General features: G+C 65.8%; 21 protein-coding genes. 17 read left to right on the forward strand and 4 right to left on the reverse strand.

Annotated elements, in window-relative coordinates; translation table 11 throughout:
• Positions 1-3 precede the first annotated feature (3 nt).
• Positions 4-432, reverse strand: coding sequence for a RidA family protein (locus BLM15_RS26960; RefSeq protein WP_126115631.1), 429 nt, complete (start codon positions 430-432; stop codon positions 4-6).
• Positions 433-597: 165 nt separating this feature from the next.
• Here BLM15_RS26960 and BLM15_RS26965 point away from each other — a divergent pair, with 165 nt between their 5' ends.
• Positions 598-1320 carry an AprI/Inh family metalloprotease inhibitor gene (locus BLM15_RS26965; protein ID WP_126115632.1) on the forward strand — a complete coding sequence of 241 codons (723 nt, stop codon included), beginning with the start codon at positions 598-600 and terminating at the stop codon, positions 1318-1320.
• Between the two features lie 19 nt (positions 1321-1339).
• Here the strand turns inward: BLM15_RS26965 and BLM15_RS26970 are convergent, their stop codons facing one another.
• Both BLM15_RS26970 and BLM15_RS26975 read right to left on the reverse strand, forming a co-directional pair.
• Positions 1340-1957, reverse strand: coding sequence for a GNAT family N-acetyltransferase (locus tag BLM15_RS26970; protein ID WP_126115633.1), 618 nt, complete (start codon positions 1955-1957; stop codon positions 1340-1342).
• A 160-nt stretch (positions 1958-2117) separates the two neighbouring features.
• Positions 2118-2714 carry a LysE family translocator gene (locus BLM15_RS26975; RefSeq protein WP_126115634.1) on the reverse strand — a complete coding sequence of 199 codons (597 nt, stop codon included), beginning with the start codon at positions 2712-2714 and terminating at the stop codon, positions 2118-2120.
• 97 nt (positions 2715-2811) lie between these two features.
• On the opposite strand from BLM15_RS26975, the gene BLM15_RS26980 reads away from it, so the two are divergent.
• The 11 genes from BLM15_RS26980 to lpdA all read left to right on the forward strand — a co-directional run bounded on the left by BLM15_RS26980 (position 2812) and on the right by lpdA (position 15571).
• Complete coding sequence (locus BLM15_RS26980; RefSeq protein ID WP_126115635.1) at positions 2812-3675, forward strand: LysR substrate-binding domain-containing protein; 864 nt, start codon at positions 2812-2814, stop codon at positions 3673-3675.
• Positions 3676-3755: 80 nt separating this feature from the next.
• On the forward strand, positions 3756-4934 hold the full coding sequence (zapE, locus tag BLM15_RS26985; protein WP_126115636.1) for a cell division protein ZapE: 1179 nt from the start codon (positions 3756-3758) through the stop codon (positions 4932-4934).
• Between the two features lie 2 nt (positions 4935-4936).
• Positions 4937-5539, forward strand: a complete 603-nt coding sequence (locus BLM15_RS26990; protein ID WP_236846442.1) for a TetR/AcrR family transcriptional regulator — start codon at positions 4937-4939, stop codon at positions 5537-5539.
• Positions 5540-5784: 245 nt separating this feature from the next.
• A complete protein-coding gene (gene mdh / locus BLM15_RS26995; protein ID WP_126115637.1) occupies positions 5785-6747 on the forward strand; it encodes a malate dehydrogenase in 963 nt (320 codons plus the stop codon).
• Positions 6748-6835: 88 nt separating this feature from the next.
• The gene (gene sucC / locus BLM15_RS27000) at positions 6836-8032 is read left to right on the forward strand and encodes an ADP-forming succinate--CoA ligase subunit beta (protein ID WP_126115638.1); all 1197 of its coding nucleotides are present in this window, start codon (positions 6836-6838) and stop codon (positions 8030-8032) included.
• Positions 8033-8041: 9 nt separating this feature from the next.
• On the forward strand, positions 8042-8926 hold the full coding sequence (sucD, locus tag BLM15_RS27005; protein WP_126115639.1) for a succinate--CoA ligase subunit alpha: 885 nt from the start codon (positions 8042-8044) through the stop codon (positions 8924-8926).
• Between the two features lie 110 nt (positions 8927-9036).
• Positions 9037-11994, forward strand: coding sequence for a 2-oxoglutarate dehydrogenase E1 component (locus BLM15_RS27010; protein ID WP_126115640.1), 2958 nt, complete (start codon positions 9037-9039; stop codon positions 11992-11994).
• Positions 11995-12031: 37 nt separating this feature from the next.
• Positions 12032-13258, forward strand: a complete 1227-nt coding sequence (odhB, locus tag BLM15_RS27015; protein ID WP_126115641.1) for a 2-oxoglutarate dehydrogenase complex dihydrolipoyllysine-residue succinyltransferase — start codon at positions 12032-12034, stop codon at positions 13256-13258.
• A gap of 11 nt (positions 13259-13269) precedes the next feature.
• A complete protein-coding gene (locus BLM15_RS27020) occupies positions 13270-13656 on the forward strand; it encodes a phosphopantetheine adenylyltransferase (RefSeq protein ID WP_126115642.1) in 387 nt (128 codons plus the stop codon).
• A 64-nt stretch (positions 13657-13720) separates the two neighbouring features.
• Entirely contained in the window at positions 13721-14149 is a 429-nt protein-coding gene (locus BLM15_RS27025) for a VOC family protein (RefSeq protein WP_126115643.1), read from the forward strand.
• 21 nt (positions 14150-14170) lie between these two features.
• The gene (lpdA, locus tag BLM15_RS27030; protein WP_126115644.1) at positions 14171-15571 is read left to right on the forward strand and encodes a dihydrolipoyl dehydrogenase; all 1401 of its coding nucleotides are present in this window, start codon (positions 14171-14173) and stop codon (positions 15569-15571) included.
• A 119-nt stretch (positions 15572-15690) separates the two neighbouring features.
• On the opposite strand, the gene folD is transcribed toward lpdA, so the two are convergent.
• On the reverse strand, positions 15691-16545 hold the full coding sequence (folD, locus tag BLM15_RS27035) for a bifunctional methylenetetrahydrofolate dehydrogenase/methenyltetrahydrofolate cyclohydrolase FolD (RefSeq protein WP_126115645.1): 855 nt from the start codon (positions 16543-16545) through the stop codon (positions 15691-15693).
• On the opposite strand from folD, the gene BLM15_RS27040 reads away from it, so the two are divergent.
• The 5 genes from BLM15_RS27040 to BLM15_RS27060 all read left to right on the forward strand — a co-directional run bounded on the left by BLM15_RS27040 (position 16544) and on the right by BLM15_RS27060 (position 20735).
• Positions 16544-16756: a hypothetical protein gene (locus BLM15_RS27040; protein WP_126115646.1), complete on the forward strand. Its 213-nt coding sequence runs from the start codon at positions 16544-16546 to the stop codon at positions 16754-16756. The genes folD and BLM15_RS27040 overlap by 2 nt on opposite strands.
• A gap of 69 nt (positions 16757-16825) precedes the next feature.
• Positions 16826-18154 (forward strand): cytosine deaminase, encoded by a 1329-nt coding sequence (locus tag BLM15_RS27045; RefSeq protein ID WP_126115647.1) that lies wholly within the window; start codon positions 16826-16828, stop codon positions 18152-18154.
• Complete coding sequence (locus BLM15_RS27050) at positions 18151-19578, forward strand: FAD-binding oxidoreductase (protein WP_126115648.1); 1428 nt, start codon at positions 18151-18153, stop codon at positions 19576-19578. The genes BLM15_RS27045 and BLM15_RS27050 overlap by 4 nt, the downstream gene beginning before the upstream one ends.
• Before the next feature lie 8 nt (positions 19579-19586).
• A complete protein-coding gene (locus tag BLM15_RS27055; RefSeq protein WP_126115649.1) occupies positions 19587-20180 on the forward strand; it encodes an NAD(P)H-dependent oxidoreductase in 594 nt (197 codons plus the stop codon).
• Between the two features lie 81 nt (positions 20181-20261).
• Positions 20262-20735, forward strand: coding sequence for a MarR family winged helix-turn-helix transcriptional regulator (locus BLM15_RS27060; RefSeq protein ID WP_126115650.1), 474 nt, complete (start codon positions 20262-20264; stop codon positions 20733-20735).
• Positions 20736-20782: the final 47 nt, after the last annotated feature.

Consider the following 20782-nt stretch of genomic DNA (forward strand, 5'->3'; position numbering starts at 1 on the left):
GCTCTAGAACTGCGGCGCGCTCGTGCTCCGCGCCAACTTGCGCCGCTTTTCCGGCGCGGCTGCGACGACTTCGATCTCGACCTTGAACTCCGGCAGCGTGAAGCCGGAGACGATCATCAGGGTCGAGGCCGGCGGCGGGGTGCCGACATGGGCATCGCGCGATTCCATATAGCCCTTCATATGGGTGCGGTCGGTGACGTAGGCGTTGATACGGATAATGTCCTTCAACGTCATTCCGGCTTCGCTCAGGATCGCGGCGATGTTGGCGAAGCAGAGGTCGGCCTGTTCGCGGACGCCCTCGGGGATCGTGCCGTCGGCCGTGATGCCGAGCTGGCCGGAGCAGAAGACCAGCCGCTGGCCAGATGGAAGCTCGGCGCCATGGCTGTAGCGGGCGAAAGGGGCGCGGATCGTAGCGGGATTGAGCGGCTTCATCGGTGGATCCGGATGGCGGGGGCATCGTTCTGCCACGCCGGGCGCATGCTGCAAAACCATGTCGGGACTTGACCGGCGCCTCTTTGCAGCTTTGAACGCGCTCATGCCACGTTCAGGAGGCATTGGCATAATGCCTCGGACGGCCGGGCTATCGAGATGACGGGGATGAGCTTGAGGACTTCTGCGCTGCTGCGGGCCGCGGGCCTGCTGCCTCTCGTGCTGTTGACCGCTTGCGCCGGTTCGCAGCGCTTCGGCGGATATGGCTCGGGTTCGGGCCAGGCCGTCGCCCGCGCGCCCATCTATGGTGAGCCCATTCAGTCGGCGCCGCCGGTCCAGTCTGCTCCGATCACCTCCGAGCCGCTGCCGCCACCGGGGGGGTATCCGAGCGCACCGCCGCCGCAAGCGGGCGGCTATCCGGCCGGCGGTCCCGGGCCGGGACCGGGCGGCATGCCGCCCCAGAATGATCCGTTCTTCGATCCGCAAGCAGCGCAGCCCGGCCAGCAGCCGCCGGCGCAGCGCCCGGTCGAACCGGCGCCCCCCCAGGTCGCTAACGCTAATCCGGGCGCGACGCCTGGCGGTGGCTCGACGCGCGGCGGCGCGGTTTCGACACGCGACGGCGTCATCGGCAACTGGACGGCGCAGGAGGCGACGGGTGGTTCCTGCCGGGTGCAGCTTTCGAGTTCGCCCTCGCTCGATCTCTACCGGGCCAATGCGACAGGTTGCAGCAATCGCGACCTGCAGCAGGTCAATGCCTGGGACTATCGCGACGGTGAGGTTTATCTCTATCAACGCGGCGGCTCGGTGGTGGCCCGCCTGCGCGTCGGCAGTGGCGGCGCCATGAACGGAGCAATCACGAAATCGGGCGCCGGGCTCTCGCTGAATCGCTGAACGCGGCGCCCGTTTTCGGTCAGTGCCGCGAGGCTGCCAGGCTGAACAGGGCCGAGGGCCAGAATTTGCGCTGTAGCGAGAGCGACAGGGTCGCGAAGCTGCGCGCGTTGTCCATCGCCTCGTCGAGCAGGGTGAACGGCGTCGCCGCGCCGGTGGCGATCCGGCCCTCGACATCATTGTAGCCGCCGACCATCTCGGCCTCGAACTTGCGCGCGAGATTCCGCATCGCGGCGTTCTCCGGCAGGCAGGTCATGTAGAGCGTGCGGATGTTACGGTTGCGCGATGCGGTGATCAGGCGGCCGAACAGCGCCTCGCCGATGCCGCGCCGGCGCCAGTCGCGCTCGACGCTGAAGGCAGCCTCGCCGGTCTGGATGACGATCTCCTCCAGCCCGCGCAATTCGGCAGCGCCGCGGACCTCGCCGGCTTCGACATAGGCGTAAACGAGCCCGCCGACGCCGAAGGTGGTCTCGGCGTAGCTCGTAAGGAACTCATCTGTGACCGCCGTCCCGAAGCGCTCGCGCCGCGTCGCGGCGTCGAGGCGCAAGAGATGGGCGGTGAAGAGATCACGCTCGGCAGGCCAGAGACGCCTGACCTCGCCGTGCCTGGCCTTGGCGCCAGGCTTGATCGAACGATTCATATGCAACTCCTGTGAAAGCGCGGATGCGCTGCCCAAGGAGGCGAATCTTCCCTAACTCGGAGAGCAAGATGAGCCTCCGATCAGGGAATACAAGAGCCGCGATTGCGGCAATTTACGGCTAAATGCCGGTAAGAATGGCGGAAATGGTTAAGGCTGCGCGCTAACGCCACATTGTGAGGATCGAAGCGGCGAGCGCCAGCGCGAGCGCGACATTGAGCAGGCGCCATTGCCAGGCGTGCCGCAGAAGCCGCGCCAGAAGCAGGCCGCCGACGCACCAGAGCATCAGCGACAGAAGTGCAAGGATGCCGAAGACGGTTCCGAGTAGGGCGGCAAGTTCGACTGCGCTGCGGGCGAGCCCGGCGAAGGATGCGGTGGCGCCGAGCGTCATCGCCCAACCCTTGGGGTTCTGCAGCTGGATCCAGAGGGCGCCGACAAAACTCGTCGGCTTTGCGATGCTGCGATCCAGATGCGGCGGGCCGCTGCGGGCGATCTTGACGGCAAGCCAGAGCAGGTAGGCCGACCCGGCGAGTTTCATCGCGAATTCAAGTGAGGGCATCGCCAACAGCAGGCCGGCGAGGCCTGCAGCGGCGGCCACCGCCATCGCTGCCAGCGCGATCGCGACGCCGACCATGAAGGGCAGGGAGCGACGAAAGCCGAAATGGGCGCCGGAGGCCGTGGCGAGCGTGGTGGTGGCGCCTGGTGTCACCGTCGAGACGGTGGCGAAGGCGATGAGGGGCAGGATCGAGTCTGGCGACATGGATGGCTCCAGGCGGAAGCCATGGAAATAAGTTCGCCCAGTTAATAATGAAAACGAATGTTGAAGTTACTCAGCATTACAAGTCATAATTCTGGTTATGCGCAATCTCGACCTCGAACTGATCAGAGCCTTCGTCGCCGTCGCCGACCATGGCAGCATGACGGTGGCTGGCAATGTGCTGCATCTGACGCAGAGCGCCGTCAGCCAGCAGATCATGCGGCTGGAACGGCGGCTCGGGCAGGTCTTGTTCCTGCGCGAGCGGCGTGGGCTGAAGCTGACGGCCGCGGGCTATCGCCTGCTCGCCAAGGCGCGCCGGCTGATCGGCCTCAATGACGAGATCTGGGCGGAGATGACGACTAGTTTCGGCGGCACAGTGCGGCTCGGCGTGCCCTATGACCTCGTCGGCACGTCTCTCGCGCCGATCCTGAAGGGTTTTGCCGAAGCGAGCCCATTGGTCGAGATCTCGCTGGTCTGCGCCTCCTCGCCGCAATTGCTCGAGGCGCTCGGCAAGGGAGAGGTCGACCTGGCTCTGGTCGAGCAGCCGCTCGCCGCTGCGGGCGGCGAATGCCTCGGCATAGAGCGATTGGTCTGGGTCGGGGCCAGGGCGGGCACCGCCCATCTGAAGCAGCCGCTGCCGCTCTCGCTCGTCGCCGACAGCTGTGCGTTCCGGCCGGCGGTAACGACGGCGCTCGACGAACAGGGCCGCGCCTGGCGCAGCGTGTTCGAGAACGGCAATATCGATGCGACCACCGCGACCGTCCGGACCGACCTCGCCATTACCGCCTGGCTCGCTTGCACGGTCCCGCCTGATCTCGACATTCTCGGATCAGCGGAGGGATTACCCGAGCTGCCGCCTTTCGCGATCACGCTGCATCTGCCGCGCTCGCAGCCATCGGAAGCGGCGCGTGAACTCGCCCGCCATCTGCGCGCCGGCTGGCTGCGTCCGAGACAGGCCGCATAGCCTGCCGGCCTTGCCGAGGGTTGCGGGCTGGGCCGCCCTGCCGTAACCCGGAAAGCGACGTCTCATCCTGCCTCGAAGCCATGCTCGCCACGCTCCCCGAACGTTATGACGCCCTGGTCGCCTCGGGTGCGATCGAGCGCGATCCGGCGCAGATCGCCGTCGTCAGGCGATTGCAGGCGCTGTCACAGACGCTCGCCAGCCGCAAGCTGGCGAAGAAGAGCAGCGCGCTCGGCTGGCTGTTCGGCCGCAAGCAGCCGGATGCGGACGCGGTGAAGGGCCTTTATATCTGGGGCTCGGTCGGCCGCGGCAAGACCATGCTGATGGACCTGTTCTACGAGACGGTCCCGGTTAGGGCGCGGCGGCGGGTGCATTTCCATGCCTTCATGGCCGATGTGCACGAACGCATCCACGCCTATCGCCAGGCGCTCAAGGCCGGGACGGTCAAGGAGCCGGACCCGATCGGCCCAGTGGCGGCCGAACTCGCGGAAGAAGCGAGCCTGCTCTGCTTCGACGAGTTCACCGTCACCGACATCGCCGACGCGATGATCCTCGGGCGGCTGTTCACAAAGCTGTTCGCCGACGGCGTCATTGTGGTCGCGACCTCCAACGTCGAGCCGTCACGGCTTTATGAAGGGGGCCTCAACCGCGCACTCTTCCTGCCTTTTATCGACCTGCTCGCCAGCAAGGTCGACGTCATCAAGCTGGAGGCCCGCACCGATTTCCGGCTGGAGAAGCTTGGCGGCGCGCCGACCTATCACGTTCCTGCCGACGACAAGGCCAGGGCTGCGCTCGACAAGGCCTTCAGCCAGCTCTCCGGCGTGGCGCAGGGCGCGCCGACCACGATCTCGATCAAGGGCCATGAGTTGAAGCTGCCGCAGGCGGCCGGCGCGGTCGCGCGGGCGAGCTTTACCGACCTCTGCGCCCAGGCCTATGGCGCTTCGGATTATCTTGCGCTCGCCCAGCGCTTCCATACGCTGATCCTTGACGGGATCCCGATCATGGACATCGAACGGCGCAACGAGGCCAAGCGCTTCATCATCCTGATCGACACGCTCTATGAGAGCCATGTGAAGCTCGTCGCCTCGGCGGCGGCAGAGCCGACCGGGCTCTATGTCGCGCAGACCGGGCGCGAGGCCTTCGAGTTCGACCGGACGGTGTCGCGCCTGATCGAGATGCGCTCGGAGGAATACCTCGCCTTGCCGCATGGGCGGGCCGATTCGGCTGCGAGCGGCGACGCGACCGGGCTGGTGGAGACCTGATCGTGGCCACGCCACGCGAGCCGAGCGAGATGCGTATCCTCTCGGTCGCCGGCGAGCACCTACGCCAGCATGGCCTGCGCCGCTTCACCGTGGTCGCGGTGGCCGAAGAAGCGGGCATGACCCATGCCAATGTCTACCGCTACTTCCCCTCGCGCACGGCCCTGATCGATGCCGTGGTCGATGTCTGGCTGAAGGCGGCCGAGCGCTCGCTCGCCGACATCGCCGATGGGCCGGACCCGGCCGAAGACAAGCTCGAGCGCCTGATCCTCGCGCTCGCCAAGGCGAACCGCAACCTGCTGCACGAGGAGCCGCATCTGTTCGCGGCGCTGTCGCAGGCGGTCGCCAAGCGTCATGCGATCAGCCGGCGCAACCGTACCCGCGTGCGCGCCTTGTTCGAGCGCGTGATCGACGACGGCATCGCCACGGGCGCGTTCGAGCCGCGCGATCGCGACCGCGCTATCGCCTTCGTGATCGATGCCACGCACCGTTTCATCCACCCTGCTTCGCTGGAACTGGAGGCGGACGTGCCGCAGGCCTCGGTCGACGCCAGGCTCGCCACTTTGATCAGGGTGGCGCTGCGTACGCTTGCGACCGGTGTGATTTAAGAAAATGACATAATTTGTAAATTGTAACTGCCCCATTGTGAGACAGCTTGACGACGCATCACGGGTGGTTAGCTTCTAACGGGTTGTTTTTCCTCGGTATTTCCTGCTTTAAGACGCTGGGCGGGTATTTCGGACTATTCCAATGTCCCTTCGCGCGCGGGGTTGAGCCTGAGAGCGGCTTGGGTCAAAGAACCGTCGGCTTTTTGGCTTCAACTGCTCTCGCATCCAACAACAAGGATTCGGCAATGGCCCGCAAGAAGATCGCCCTCATCGGCGCCGGACAGATCGGCGGCACGCTCGCTCACCTCGCCGGCCTCAAGGAGCTGGGCGACGTCGTCCTGTTCGACATTGCCGAGGGCATTCCCCAGGGCAAAGGCCTCGACATCGCCGAGTCCGCCCCGGTCGACGGCTTCGACGCTGGCTACAAGGGCACGCAGTCCTATGAGGACATCAAGGGCGCCGACGTGATCATCGTCACCGCCGGCGTGCCGCGTAAGCCCGGCATGAGCCGTGACGATTTGATCGGCATCAACCTCAAGGTGATGAAGTCGGTCGGCGAGGGCATCAAGACCTACGCCCCCAAGGCTTTCGTGATCTGCATCACCAACCCGCTCGACGCGATGGTCTGGGCCCTGCAGAAGTTCTCGGGCCTGAAGCCCAACATGATCTGCGGCATGGCCGGCGTGCTCGACTCCGCCCGTTTCCGCCACTTCCTTGCCGATGAGTTCAAGGTCTCGGTCAAGGACGTCTCGGCCTTCGTGCTCGGCGGCCATGGCGACGACATGGTGCCGCTGGTCCGCTATTCCGGCGTCGCCGGCATCCCGCTGCCCGACCTCGTCAAGATGAAGTGGACGACGCAGGAGCGTCTCGACGCCATCGTCGAGCGCACCCGCAAGGGTGGCGGCGAGATCGTCAACCTGCTCAAGACCGGCTCGGCCTTTTATGCCCCGGCCGCCTCGGCAATCGCCATGGCCGAGAGCTATCTCAAGGACCAGAAGCGCGTCCTGCCGGCGGCTGCCGCGCTCAGGGGCCAGTACGGCGTCAAGGACATGTTCGTCGGCGTGCCGGTCGTGATCGGCGCCAAGGGCGTCGAGCGGGTCGTGAAGATCCGCCTCAATGGCGCCGAGAAGGAGATGCTGGCGAAATCGGTCGCCTCGGTGCAGGGCCTTATCGACGCCTGCAAGAGCGTCGATCCGTCATTGGCGTGAGACAGACGGGTGGCGTGATGGCCGGCGGCAGCGACGCCGCTGGCCTTCCCGCCGCCGCCTTTCCCTTTACCGGTACAGGACATCAGGCATGAACATCCACGAATATCAGGGCAAGGCGGTTCTCAAGGAGTTCGGCGCGCCCGTCTCCGCCGGCTTCCCGGCGCTCTCGGTGACCGAGGCCGTCGAGGCAGCCAGGAAGCTGCCCGGCCCGCTCTATGTGGTAAAGAGCCAGATCCATGCCGGTGGCCGCGGCAAGGGCAAGTTCAAGGAACTGCCGGCCGACGCCAAGGGCGGCGTGCGTCTCGCCAAGTCGATCGAAGAGGTCGAGAGCCACGCCAAGGAGATGCTCGGCAACACGCTGGTGACGGCGCAGACCGGCCCGGCCGGCAAGCAGGTCAACCGCCTCTACATCGAGGACGGCTCGGACATCTCGAAGGAGTTCTACCTCTCGGCGCTGGTCGATCGCGAGACCTCGCGCGTTGCCTTCGTGGTCTCGACCGAGGGCGGCATGGACATCGAGAAGGTGGCCCATGACACGCCGGAGAAGATCCTGACCTTCTCCGTCGATCCGGCGACCGGCATCATGCCGCACCATGGCCGCACCGTTGCCAAGGCGCTCGGCCTCAGCGGTGAGCAGGCCAAGCAGGCCGCGACTGTGCTCGGCCAAGTCTATGCCGCCTTCGTCGGCAAGGACATGGCGATGCTCGAGATCAACCCGCTGATCGTGACGACGCAGGGCCAGGTCAAGTGCCTGGACGCCAAGGTCTCGTTCGATTCGAACTCGCTCTACCGCCATCCCGAGCTGATGGAGCTGCGCGACGAGACCGAGGAAGACGCCAAGGAGATCGAGGCGTCGAAATACGACCTCGCCTATATCGCGCTCGACGGCACGATCGGCTGCATGGTCAACGGCGCCGGCCTCGCCATGGCGACGCTCGACATCATCCAGCTCTACGGCGAGAGCCCTGCCAACTTCCTCGACGTCGGCGGCGGCGCTTCCGAGGAGAAGGTCACCGCGGCCTTCAAGATCATCACCGCCGACCCGAAGGTGAAGGGCATCCTGGTCAACATCTTCGGCGGCATCATGAAGTGCGATGTCATTGCCCGCGGCGTGATCGCAGCGGTGAAGACGGTCGGGCTCGAAGTGCCGCTGGTGGTGCGCCTCGAAGGCACCAACGTGGCGGAAGGCAAGCAGATCATCCGCGACTCCGGCCTCAACGTCATCCCGGCCGATGACCTCGACGACGCCGCGCAGAAGATCGTCGCTGCGATCAAGAAGGCTTGAGGTAAACCGATGTCCATCCTGATCGACAAGAACACCAAGGTCATCTGCCAGGGCTTCACCGGCAAGAATGGCACCTTCCACTCCGAGCAGGCGATCGCCTATGGCACGCAGATGGTCGGCGGCACTTCGCCGGGCAAAGGCGGTTCGCTCCATCTCGGCCTCCCCGTCTTCGACACCGTCGCCGAGGCGCGCGAGAAGACCGGGGCGACCGCTTCGGTCGTCTACGTGCCGCCGCCGGGCGCGGCCGATGCGATCTGCGAGGCGATCGACGCCGAGATCCCGCTGATCATCTGCATCACCGAGGGCATTCCGGTGCTCGACATGGTCAGGGTCAAGCGCTCACTCTCCGGCTCGAAGTCGCGGCTGATCGGGCCGAACTGCCCGGGTGTCGTCACCGCCGGCGAGAGCAAGATCGGCATCATGCCGGCCAACATCTTCAAGCCCGGCTCGGTCGGCATCGTCTCGCGCTCTGGCACGCTGACCTATGAGGCGGTGTTCCAGACCACGAATGAGGGCCTCGGCCAGACCACGGCCGTCGGCATCGGCGGCGACCCGGTCAAGGGCACCGAGTTCATCGACATGCTGGAGATGTTCCTCGCCGACGAGAAGACCACGTCGATCGTGATGATCGGCGAGATCGGCGGCTCGGCCGAGGAAGAGGCGGCGCAGTTCATCAAGGACGAAGCCAAGCGCGGCCGCAAGAAGCCGATGGTCGGCTTCATCGCCGGCCGCACCGCCCCTCCCGGCCGCCGCATGGGCCATGCCGGTGCGATCATCTCCGGCGGCAAGGGCGGCGCTGAGGACAAGATCGCGGCGATGGAAGCGGCCGGTATCCGGGTCTCGCCGTCGCCGGCTCGCCTCGGAAAGACCTTGGTCGAGGTGTTGAAGGGCTGATCGTTAGGCGCGGCGGCCGGGGGTAACCCGGCCCTGCGCTTCCCATCAGTGATGTAGACGATGGTCGGCGCGGGGCCGACCGTGACGCGGTAGGAAAAGGCAGGACGACCATGGCTCGCCAGGACATCAACGAGGCTCTCGCGCAGACCGGGTTCCTCTATGGCGGCAACGCGGCCTATATCGAAGATCTCTACGCTCGCTATCAGGCCGATCCGAAGTCGGTCGATCCGGAGTGGCAGGGCTTCTTCGCCGGCCTGAACGACGACAAGCAGTCGGTCGTCGACAATGCCAAGGGCGCGTCCTGGAAGCGGCCGAACTGGCCGATCCCGGCCGGCGGCGAGCTCGTCTCGGCGCTCGACGGTAACTGGGCCGCGGTCGAGAAGGCGGTCGGCGAGAAGCTCGGCGCCAAGGCCAAGGCCGCCGGCGCGACGCTGTCGGCTGCCGATGTCCAGCAGGCGACGCGCGATTCGGTACGCGCGATCATGCTGATCCGCGCCTACCGCATGCGCGGCCATCTCCATGCCCAGCTCGACCCGCTCGGCATCGAGAGCCAGAAGGACCCGGAGGAGCTGTCCCCGGCGGCCTTCGGCTTCTCTGACGCCGATCTCGACCGCAAGATCTTCATCGACAACGTGCTCGGCCTGGAGTTCGCCACCATCCGCGAGATGACGGCGATCCTGCAGCGGACCTATTGCCAGACGATCGGCATCGAGTTCATGCACATCTCCGATCCCGAGCAGAAGGCCTGGCTGCAGGAGCGGATCGAGGGGCCGGACAAGGAGATCGCCTTCACCCGCGAGGGCAAGAAGGCGATCTTGAACAAGCTCGTCGAGACCGAGGGCTTCGAGAAGTTCCTCGACCTGAAGTTCACCGGTACCAAGCGCTTTGGCCTCGACGGCGGCGAGTCGCTGGTTCCGGCGCTGGAGCAGATCATCAAGCGCGGCGGTTCGCTCGGCGTGCGCGACATCGTCTTCGGCATGGCCCATCGCGGCCGCCTCAATGTGCTGACCCAGGTGCTGGGCAAGCCGCATCGGGCGCTGTTCCACGAGTTCAAGGGCGGTTCCTTTGCCCCCGACGACGTCGAGGGCTCGGGCGACGTCAAGTACCATCTCGGCGCCTCGTCGGACCGCGAGTTCGACGGCAACAACGTCCACGTCTCGCTGACCGCCAACCCGTCGCATCTCGAGATCGTCGATCCCGTCGTGCTCGGCAAGGTCCGCGCCAAGCAGGACCAGTTCGGCGACATCGTCGAGCGCTCCAAGGTGCTGCCGCTGCTGATACATGGCGATGCCGCCTTCGCCGGCCAGGGCGTGGTGGCCGAGTGCCTCGGCCTGTCGGGACTGAAGGGCCACCGCACCGGCGGCTCGCTGCACTTCATCATCAACAACCAGATCGGTTTCACCACCTATCCGCGCTATTCGCGCTCCTCGCCCTATCCGTCGGACGTGGCGAAGATGGTCGAGGCCCCGGTCTTCCATGTGAACGGTGATGATCCGGAGGCGGTGGTCTTCGCCTCCAAGATCGCGATCGAGTTCCGGCAGAAGTTCCACAAGCCGGTCGTGATCGACATGTTCTGCTACCGTCGCTTCGGCCATAACGAAGGCGACGAGCCGGGCTTCACCCAGCCGCTGATGTACCGCAAGATCCGCGGCCACAAGTCGACGCTGGAGCTCTACAGCGCCAAGCTCGAGGCCGAGGGCGTGATCAAGCCGGGCGAACTCGACCAGATGCGCGCTGCCTGGAAGGACAGGCTCGAGGTCGAGTTCGACGCCGGCCAGGCCTTCAAGCCAAACAAGGCCGACTGGCTCGACGGCCGCTGGGCCGGCATGAAGGCGATCCGCGCCGACGAGGACGACCCGCGCCGCGGCGCGACCGGCGTTCCGGAAGCGGTGCTGAAGGAGATCACGCAGAAGATCACCGAGGTCCCGGAAGGCTTCAACGTCCACAAGACGATCCAGCGCTTCCTCGACAACCGCCGCAAGGCGGTCGAGAGCGGGCAGGGCATCGACTGGGCGACGGCGGAAGCGCTCGCTTTCGGCTCGCTGCTGCTCGACGGCAACCCGGTGCGCCTCTCCGGCCAGGATTGCGAGCGCGGCACCTTCTCACAGCGTCATTCCGTGCTGATCGATCAGGAGACCGAGGCCCGTCACACCTCGCTGAACAACATCCGCGAGGGTCAGGCGCGCTACGAGGTCATCAACTCGATGCTCTCGGAAGAGGCGGTGCTCGGTTTCGAATACGGCTATACCCTGTCGGAGCCGAATGCGCTGACGATGTGGGAGGCGCAGTTCGGCGACTTCGCCAATGGCGCACAGGTCGTGTTCGACCAGTTCATCTCCTCGGGCGAGCGCAAGTGGCTGCGCATGTCGGGTCTGGTCTGCCTGCTGCCGCATGGCTATGAGGGCCAGGGGCCGGAGCACTCCTCGGCTCGCCTCGAGCGCTTCCTGCAGATGTGCGCCGAGGACAACATGCAGGTGGCGAACTGCTCGACCCCTGCGAGCTATTTCCACATCCTGCGCCGCCAGCTGAAGCGCGACTTCCGCAAGCCGCTGATCCTGATGACGCCGAAGTCGCTGCTGCGCCACAAGCGCTGCGTCTCCGACCTCAGCGAGCTGGCTGAGGGCTCGACCTTTCACCGCGTGCTGCACGACGATGCCGAGCGCGGCAAGTCGACCACCAAGCTGGTCAAGGATTCGAAGATCCGCCGCGTCGTGCTCTGCTCGGGCAAGGTCTATTTCGACCTGCTTGAGGAGCGCGAGAAGCGCGGTATCGACGATGTCTATCTGATGCGCGTCGAGCAGCTCTATCCGTTCCCGCTGAAGTCGCTGGCGCAGGAGCTGGCGCGCTTCAAGAGCGCCGACGTCGTCTGGTGCCAGGAAGAGCCGAAGAACCAGGGTTCCTGGACCTTCGTCGAGCCCTATCTGGAGTGGGTGCTGGGCCATGCCGGCTCGAAGTCGAAGCGGCCGCGCTATGTCGGCCGCCCGGCCTCGGCTGCGACCGCGACCGGCCTGATGTCGAAGCATACTGCCCAGCTCAACGCATTCCTGGACGAGACCTTCGCGGTCTGATCCTTCGCCTGATTAAAGACACGAGAAGAGGCCTGACATGGCGACCGAAATCCGCGTTCCCACCCTCGGCGAATCCGTTTCCGAGGCCACCATCGGCAAGTGGTTCAAGAAGCCGGGCGACGCGGTGAAGGCGGACGAGCCTTTGGTCGAGCTCGAGACCGACAAGGTCACGCTCGAGGTCAACGCGCCGGCAGCCGGCGTGCTCGGCGAGATCGTCGCCAAGGAAGGCGAGACCGTCGGTGTCAGCGCGCTGCTCGGCACCATCGCCGCCGGCGACGGCAAGGCGGCTGCCGCTCCGGCCAAGCCTGCTGCCGAAGCGCCGAAGCCGGCCGCCGCCGCTCCAGCCGCTACCGCGCCGGCGACCAAGGCGGCCGATTCCGGTCCGGCCGTCTCGCGCCTCGCCGCCGAGAGCGGTGTCGATCCGTCCAAGGTTGCAGCTTCCGGCAAGGATGGCCGCGTCACCAAGGGTGATATGCTGGCGGCAATCGCGACCGGCCCGGCCGTCGTCGCTGCCGCGCCTGCCGCTCCGATCCAGGTCAGGGCGCCGTCGGCTCCGGACGACGCCTCGCGCGAAGAGCGCGTGAAGATGACCAAGCTGCGCCAGACCATCGCGCGCCGCCTCAAGGAAGCGCAGACCAACGCCGCGATGCTGACCACCTTCAACGAGGTGGACATGACCAACGTCATGGCGCTGCGCAACCAGTACAAGGACGTGTTCGAGAAGAAGCACGGCGTGAAGCTCGGCTTCATGGGCTTCTTCGTAAAGGCCTGCGTGCAGGCGCTGAAGGAGATCCCGGCGGTCAACGCCGAAATCGACGGCACTGACATCGTCTACAAGAACTACTACCACATCGGCGTCGCCGTCGGCACCGACAAGGGCCTGGTCGTGCCGGTGGTGCGCGATGCCGACGAGCTCTCCATCGCCGGCGTCGAGAAGAAGATCGGCGAGTTCGGCAAGAAGGCTAGAGACGGCGCCCTCAAGATCGAGGAGATGCAGGGCGGCACCTTCACCATCTCGAATGGCGGCGTCTACGGCTCGCTGATGTCGACCCCGATCCTGAACGCGCCGCAATCGGCGATCCTGGGCATGCATAAGATCCAGGAGCGTCCGATGGTTGTCGGCGGCCAGATCGTGATCCGTCCGATGATGTATCTCGCAGTGAGCTACGATCACCGCATCATCGACGGCAAGGAAGCCGTGACCTTCCTTGTCCGCGTCAAGGAAGGCCTGGAGGACCCGGCGCGCCTCGTTCTCGACCTCTGAGACCTTGCCTGATGGCGATCCCGGCAAAGCTCGTCGCTGTTGGCCTCGCCATTGCCGGCATCATCAACCTGTTGCCGACGATTGGCGTGGCCGGGGTCGGCTGGCTGCGCTCGCTCTACGGTTTCGAGATCGCCAATCCCGATCTCGAAATCCTGCTGCGGCACCGCGCCATCTTGTTCGGGATCGTGGGCGCGCTGCTGCTGGCGGCCGCCTTCCGACCCGGGCTGCGCGAGGTGGCGGTGCTCGTCGCTGGCGCGAGCATGGCGAGTTTCATCGTGATCGCGCTCCTCGTCGGCGGCTATGGCCCCGCGATCAGGAAGGTCGTGATCGCCGACATTATCGGACTCCTGGCCCTCGTGCCGGCGATAATCGCGCGGTTGGCGCCGTCGCATCGATAGGGTGGGGTAACGAAGTTGCTGGCGCAGTCCGATGTGATCGTTCGATCCGCTTAGGAGACGGAGCATGGCTTTCGGACCCAATCCGCCACCGATCCAGGCGCATATCTGCGTCAAGGGCGGCGATGCGGCGATCGCCTTCTACGAGAACGCCTTCGGTGCCGAGTGCACCTTCAAGGCCATGGCTGATGACGGCCAGCGCGTAATGCACGCCAATCTCGCGCTCTTCGGCGGCGAGGTCATGCTGCATGACGAGTTCCCGGAGTTCGGCGGCGATGTCATGGCGCCGAGCTCGCATGGCGGCGCCAGCATCGCGATCAGCATCAATCTGCCAACGCCGGCCGATGTCGATGCCGCCATCGCGAGGGCCGAAGCCGCCGGTGCAAATGTCGTCATGCCGGCGAGCGACGTGTTCTGGGGTGCGCGTTATGCGCGCCTGCGCGATCCCTTCGGCCATGTCTGGGCCTTCAACGCGCCGCTGGCGCAGCAATCGTAAAAACTGACCGAAAGAGAGACCATGTCCTACGATCTCGTCGTCATCGGAACCGGCCCTGGCGGCTATGTCTGCGCCATCCGTGCCGCCCAGCTCGGCCTCAAGGTCGCGGTGGTCGAGAAGCGCAAGACCCATGGCGGCACCTGCCTGAATGTCGGCTGCATCCCCTCAAAGGCGCTGTTGCACGCGTCCGAGATGTTCGAGGAAGCCGGCCATACCTTCGAGAGCCTCGGCATCAATGTCGGCAAGCCCAAGCTCGATCTGAAGCAGATGATGGTCCACAAGCAGGAGACCATCGACGCCAACGTCAACGGCGTCGCCTTCCTGCTGAAGAAGAACAAGATCGAGCCGTTCCACGGCACGGCCTCGATTCCGGCCGCCGGCAAGGTCGTCGTCACCGGCGAGGACGGCAAGACGCAGGAACTCGTGACCAAGAACATCGTCATCGCCACCGGTTCTGAATCGGCGGCGCTGCCGGGCGTCACGACCGACGAGAAGACGGTGGTGACCTCGACCGGCGCGCTCGAACTCGGTTCGGTGCCGAAGGAATTGCTGGTGGTCGGCGCCGGCGTGATCGGCCTCGAGATCGGCTCGGTCTGGGGCAGGCTCGGCGCCAAGGTCACCGTGGTCGAGTATCTCGACCGCATCCTGCCCGGCATGGATGACGAGATCGCCAAGCAGTTCCAGCGCATCCTGCAGAAGCAGGGCTTCACCTTCCATCTCGGCTCGAAGGTCACCAAGGTCGAGACCGGCAAGAAGGGCGGCGCCACCGTCACGGTCGAGCCTGCCGCCGGCGGCGAGGCCAAGACGCTGAACGCCGACATCGTGCTCGTCTCGATCGGCCGGCGCCCGAACACGGACGGGCTCGGCCTCGACAAGGCCGGCGTCGCGACCGAGCGTGGGCGCGTCGTCATCGACGACCACTTCAAGACCAATGTCGACGGCATCTATGCGATCGGGGACGTGGTGCGCGGGCCGATGCTGGCGCACAAGGCCGAGGATGAAGGCGTCGCCGTTGCCGAGATCCTCGCCGGCAAGCACGGCCATGTGAACTACGACGCGATTCCCGGCATCGTCTACACCGCTCCGGAGGTGGCAGCGATTGGCAAGACCGAGGAGGAGCTGAAGGCCGCGGGCATCGCCTACAAGGTCGGCAAGTTCCCGTTCACGGCCAATGGCCGGGCGCGGGCGATGCGGCACACCGACGGCTTCGTCAAGTTCCTCGCCGATGCGGCGACCGACAAGGTGCTCGGCTGCCACATCATCGGCCCGCATGCCGGCGACCTGATCGCAGAGGTGACGGTGCTGATGGAGTTCGGCGGCTCGGCCGAGGATCTGGCCCGCACTTGCCACGCCCATCCGACGCTGGCCGAGGCCGTCAAGGAAGCGGCGCTCGCCGTCGACAAGCGCCCGATCCACATGTGAGCGGGGCCATGCACGTCATTCTCGGGCGGCGCTCAGCGCCAACCCGGGAATCTCGTGCAGAATGGGGCGCCTTCTCGTCCTGAGATGCTCGAGTCTTCGCCCGAGCATGACGTGCCTTGTCAGCCCCGCCGCGCGCGATAGGCGGTGAGCGTGTTGCGGAGCAGGCAGGCGATCGTCGTCGGGCCGACACCGCCCGGAACCGGCGTGATTGCGCCGGCAACCTCGGCCGCCTCGGCATAGTCGACATCGCCGGCGAGCTTGCCATCGGGCATGCGGTTGATGCCGACATCGATCACCGTCGCTCCGGGCTTGATCCAGTCGCCCTTGACCATCCGAGGGCGCCCCACGGCGGCGACGACGATATCGGCGCGCTTCACCACGGCCGGGAGGTCGCGCGTGCGCGAATGAGCGATGGTGACGGTGCAGTCGGCTTGCAGCAGCAATTGCGCGACCGGGCGGCCGACGAGCTCCGAGCGGCCGATGACGACCGCTTCCAGCCCTGACAGCGAAGGCAGCGTCTGCTTCAGCAGCAGCATGCAGCCGAGCGGCGTGCAAGGCACGAGACCGTTCTTGCCACCGGCGAGCAGGCCGGCATTGATCGGGTGGAGCCCATCGACATCCTTGGCCGGGTCGATGGCGTCGATGATGCGGCCGGTGTCGATATGCTTCGGCAGCGGCAACTGGACAAGGATGCCGTCGACGCCGTCATCGGCGTTCAGTTCGGCGATCTTCGCGAGCAGCGCCGCTTCGGTCGTCTCGGCCGGCAGGCGATGGGCGACCGAGTTCATGCCGATCTCGGCCGCGAGCTTCTCCTTGGAGGCGACATAGACCTTGCTGGCCGGGTCCTCGCCGACGAGCACGACATGCAGGCCGGGCGCCGGCTTGCCGGCTGCCTTAAGCGCCGCGACCTCGCGGCCGATCTCGGCCCGCAATTCAGCCGCTGCCGCCTTGCCATCGATGATGCGTGCCGTCATGACCAGCTCCGTCCTGCGCCGCTTGATCGCCAATCGTCCTGTTGGACGCAAAACGGCGATCCAGCTCCTTGTTGAGGCATCGGATCGAAAAGTGGATTCCAGTTTTCAGTTTGATGCTCTGCGCCGTTCTCTTGCTGCATCGCGACAGAACGGACAAGTGCAGCCTTGCCCTGAATGTCTCGCAGGTGGGGATGTCGCCGGCGCCGCTTGATTGGGGCGCGGCGAGCCAGCATGGTCGGCCGATGATTCAGAAGGCGGCGTGCAAGCCGGAGACAGCGACGTGACCACCGGCTTTGCGGCAATCCCGGCTTCCGGCAGCTATGTGCTGCGCAATGCCAGGGCACCCGCCTGCCTGGTCGAGGCCGGCAGCCTGGCGAGCGATCACAATGGGTTTGCGCTGCTCGACATTGCCGTCGAGGACGGCGCCATCGCCTCGATCCTGCCGGCGGGGACGCCCGCGCTGGATGCCCAGCCCGCGCTCGATCTCGATGGCGGCATGACGCTGCCGCGATTGGTCGACGTCCACACCCATCTCGACAAGGGCCATATCTGGCCGCGCCGGCCCAATCCCGACGGCAGCTTCATGGGCGCGCTGAGCGCGGTCGCAGCCGATCGCGAGGCGAACTGGTCGGCTGGTGACGTACGGGCGCGGATGGAATTCGGCCTGCGCTGCGCCCATGCCCATGGTACGGCGGCGATCCGCACCCATCTCGACTCGCTCGGCAAGCAGATCGAGATCTCTTGGCCTGTCTATGCCGAGCTGCGGGCCGAATGGGCCGGGCGCATTGCCTTGCAGGCGTCACCGCTGTTTGGTGTCGATGCGGTCGCCGATCCCGCGCATATGCAGGCGATCGTGCGCGCCATCACGACCCATGGCGACCGCCTGCTCGGCGCCGTCACTTATATGGTGCCGGAGCTCGATGCCGCGCTCGACACACTGTTCCGAACCGCGATCGAAAACGGCTTCGATCTCGACTTCCATGTCGACGAGACCAATGATCCGGCGGCGCGTTCGCTCGAACACATCGCCGATGCGGCGCTGCGCCATCGCTTTACCGGCAAGATCCTGGCCGGGCATTGCTGCTCGCTCTCGCTGCAGCAGCCGCAAGACGAGGCGCGCATTATCGCCAAGGTCAGGGAGGCCGGCATCGCTGTGGTCTCGCTGCCGATGTGCAACATGTATCTGCAGGACCGGCAGCTGGGACGCACGCCGCGCTGGCGCGGCGTCACTGCGCTGCACGAGCTGAAGGCTGCTGGTGTGCCGGTGACGATTGCCTCCGACAACACCCGCGACCCGTTCTACGCTTATGGCGATCTCGACCTCGTCGAGACGCTGCGCGAGGGCACCCGCATCCTCCAGCTCGACCATTCCGACCGCGACTGGGCGAAGGCGATCGCGGCGACGCCGGCCGAGATCATGGGGCTCTCAGGCGCCGGTCGCATTGCGGTAGGCGGCCCTGCCGACCTGATCCTCACCCGTGCCCGCGACTGGACCGAATTCTTCGCTCGGCCGCAGGCCGATCGGACCGTGCTGGTCAACGGCCGCGCCATCGACCGGACCTTGCCCGATTATCGTGAACTCGATCACCTTATGAGCCGCTCCGCATGACCGCACGCTACGATATCGACGCCCTGAAGCGCCGCCTGAGCGGCATCCGCACCGAGGACAATCCGGCGCTGGTCAAGCAGAAGAGCCGCGATTTCTTCTGGTACTCGCCGAAGTTGAAGCGTCAGCTCGATCATGTCGTCGCCGATATCATCGTCTCGCCGACGAGCGAGGCACAGGTGCTCGAGACGCTCTCGGCCGCGCATGCGCTCGGCATTCCCGTGACGCCGCGCGGCACCGGCACCGGCAATTACGGCCAGGCGATGCCGCTCTCGGGCGGCATCGTGCTCGACCTCTCCGGCTTCAACAAGGTGACCAGCATCGAGGCCGGGCGCTATGTTGCCGAGCCTGGCGCCGTGCTGGCGAAGATCGACCAGGAGACCCGGGCTCATTCGCGCCAGGAGATCAGGCTGCACCCCTCGACCTATCACACCGCCTCGGTCGGCGGCTTCATCGCCGGCGGCTCCGGCGGTGTCGGCTCAATCAAATGGGGCGGGTTGCGCGACTGGGGCAACATCATCTCGCTGCGCGTCGCGACCATGGAGGGCGCGCCGCGCATCCTCGAGCTTCAGGGCGAGGACCTGCACAAGGTCGCCCATGCCTATGGCACCAATGGCATCATCACTGAGGTCGAGATGCCGCTCGGTCCCGCCTATGCCTGGGTCGACGTCATTCTTGGTTTTGGCGACCTGCGGGCGGCGACCGAATTCGCCAACGCGCTCGGCGAGCAGGACGGGCTGGCGCTGAAGAACCTCGCGGTGGTCGCGGCGCCCGCGCCGCATGACTATTTCCTGCGCCACCGGAAGTTCCTGCCGCGCGAGAGCCATTGCGTCATGGTGATGGTCGCTGATTTCGCCGTCGAGTCGATGCTGGCCTTCGCCCGCCGCTTCGGCGGCTCGCAGCTGCTGATGCGCTCCGACAGACTGACGGCGGAGGAGGCCAAGGGCCTGCCGCCGACCTTTGAGCTCGGCTGGAACCACACGACCTTGCGGGCGCTGCGCGTCGATCCCTCGATCACCTATCTGCAGGTGCTCTATCCCTTCCCGAACCAGGTCGATCTCGTCGACAAGATCCATGCCCGTTTCGGCGACGAGGTCACCTGCCATCTCGAATTCGTTCGCTTCGACGGCAAGATCACCTGCTTCGGCCTGCCGCTGGTGCGCTTCACCAGCGAGGAGCGCCTGGAAGAGATCATGGCGATCCATGAGGAGATGGGCGCGCCGATTTTCAACCCGCACCGCTACACGCTGGAGGAGGGCGGGATGAAGCAGACCGACGAGGTCCAGCTCGCATTCAAGCGCGAGGCCGATCCGCAGGGGCTGCTCAACCCCGGCAAGATGATCGCCTGGGAGGACCCGAACTACGATTATCGCTCGGGCAAGACCTTCCTGTTCAAGGCTCTCGGCGAAGCCGGCGTCGGCGCCTGAGGCTCTCGATGCGCGCACTTGTCCTCTACGCGCATCCTGATCCCGCGAGCTTCGGCGCGGCGGTGCACGAGACGCTTGTCTCCAGCTTACGCCGTGCCGGGCACGAGGTCGACGATTGCGATCTCTACGCCGAAGGCTTCGACCCGGTGCTGAGCCGCGAGGAGCGCGCCGGCTACCATGATCTCGCGAGAAATCAGAATTCTGTAGCCGGCTATGTCGAGCGCCTCATGCGAGCGGAGGCGCTGTTCCTCTGCTTCCCGGTTTGGAACTACGGCTATCCGGCGATCATGAAAGGCTATTTCGATCGCGTCTTCCTGCCGGGCGTCTCGTTCAAGCTTGTCGATGGCTCGATCCGCCCCAACCTCTGGAATATTCGCCGGCTGACGACACTGACGAGCTATGGCGGTTCACGCTGGCGCACCATGCTGATGGGCGATCCGCCGCGACGGCAGATCAAGCGTGGATTGCGAGCGGTCTGCCATCCGGCCGCGCGGGTTTCCTATCTGGCGCATTACGACATGAACCGCTCGACGCCGGAGAGCCGCGCAGCGTTTCTGGCCAAGGTCGAGCAGGAAATCGCGCGGATTCAAGAGCCTGTCTGACAATTGTCATCAGCTTGTCATGAAGGCACGCGATTGCACAGCCGGCGAAAAGTATCCGCAACCTTTTCCAAGGGCCGGCTCATGACCAAGTCCCTCGAAAAAAGCGTCGGCCGTGCCCTGCTGGTGACGGCGCGTCTGCACAGAGCGCGGATGGGCGAGCGCCTCAACGCGCTCGGACTCTTTCCAGGCCAGGAACAGGCGCTGAAATCGCTTCAGACGGCGCCGATGACGATGGGCGAACTGGCGAGCCTGCTGCGAGTCAAGCCGCCGACCGTCTCGAAGACAATCGGCCGGCTCTCGCTGCAAGGGCTGGTGACGCGCGAGGGCGGCGGCCGTGACGGCCGGCTGGTTCAGGTGGCGCTGACAGAGAACGGCCAGAAGACTGCGGCCGCGCTCGACGCGGTCTGGAATCAGGTCGAGGAAGAGCTGCTTGAAAAGCTCGACGCCAAGGAGCGCAAGCAGCTGCGCAAATTGCTGCGCAAGGCGTCGAAGGGCTTGTCCAAGGCGGGAGCCGATGTCGATGAGGCCGATGACGAGGCCGAGGACGCCGCCTGAGATCTGATCCGGCTCCAGCAGCATGACTCGCATGCACTGAGAGGCTG

Source organism: Bosea sp. Tri-49 (genome assembly GCF_003952665.1).
Classification (GTDB): domain Bacteria; phylum Pseudomonadota; class Alphaproteobacteria; order Rhizobiales; family Beijerinckiaceae; genus Allobosea.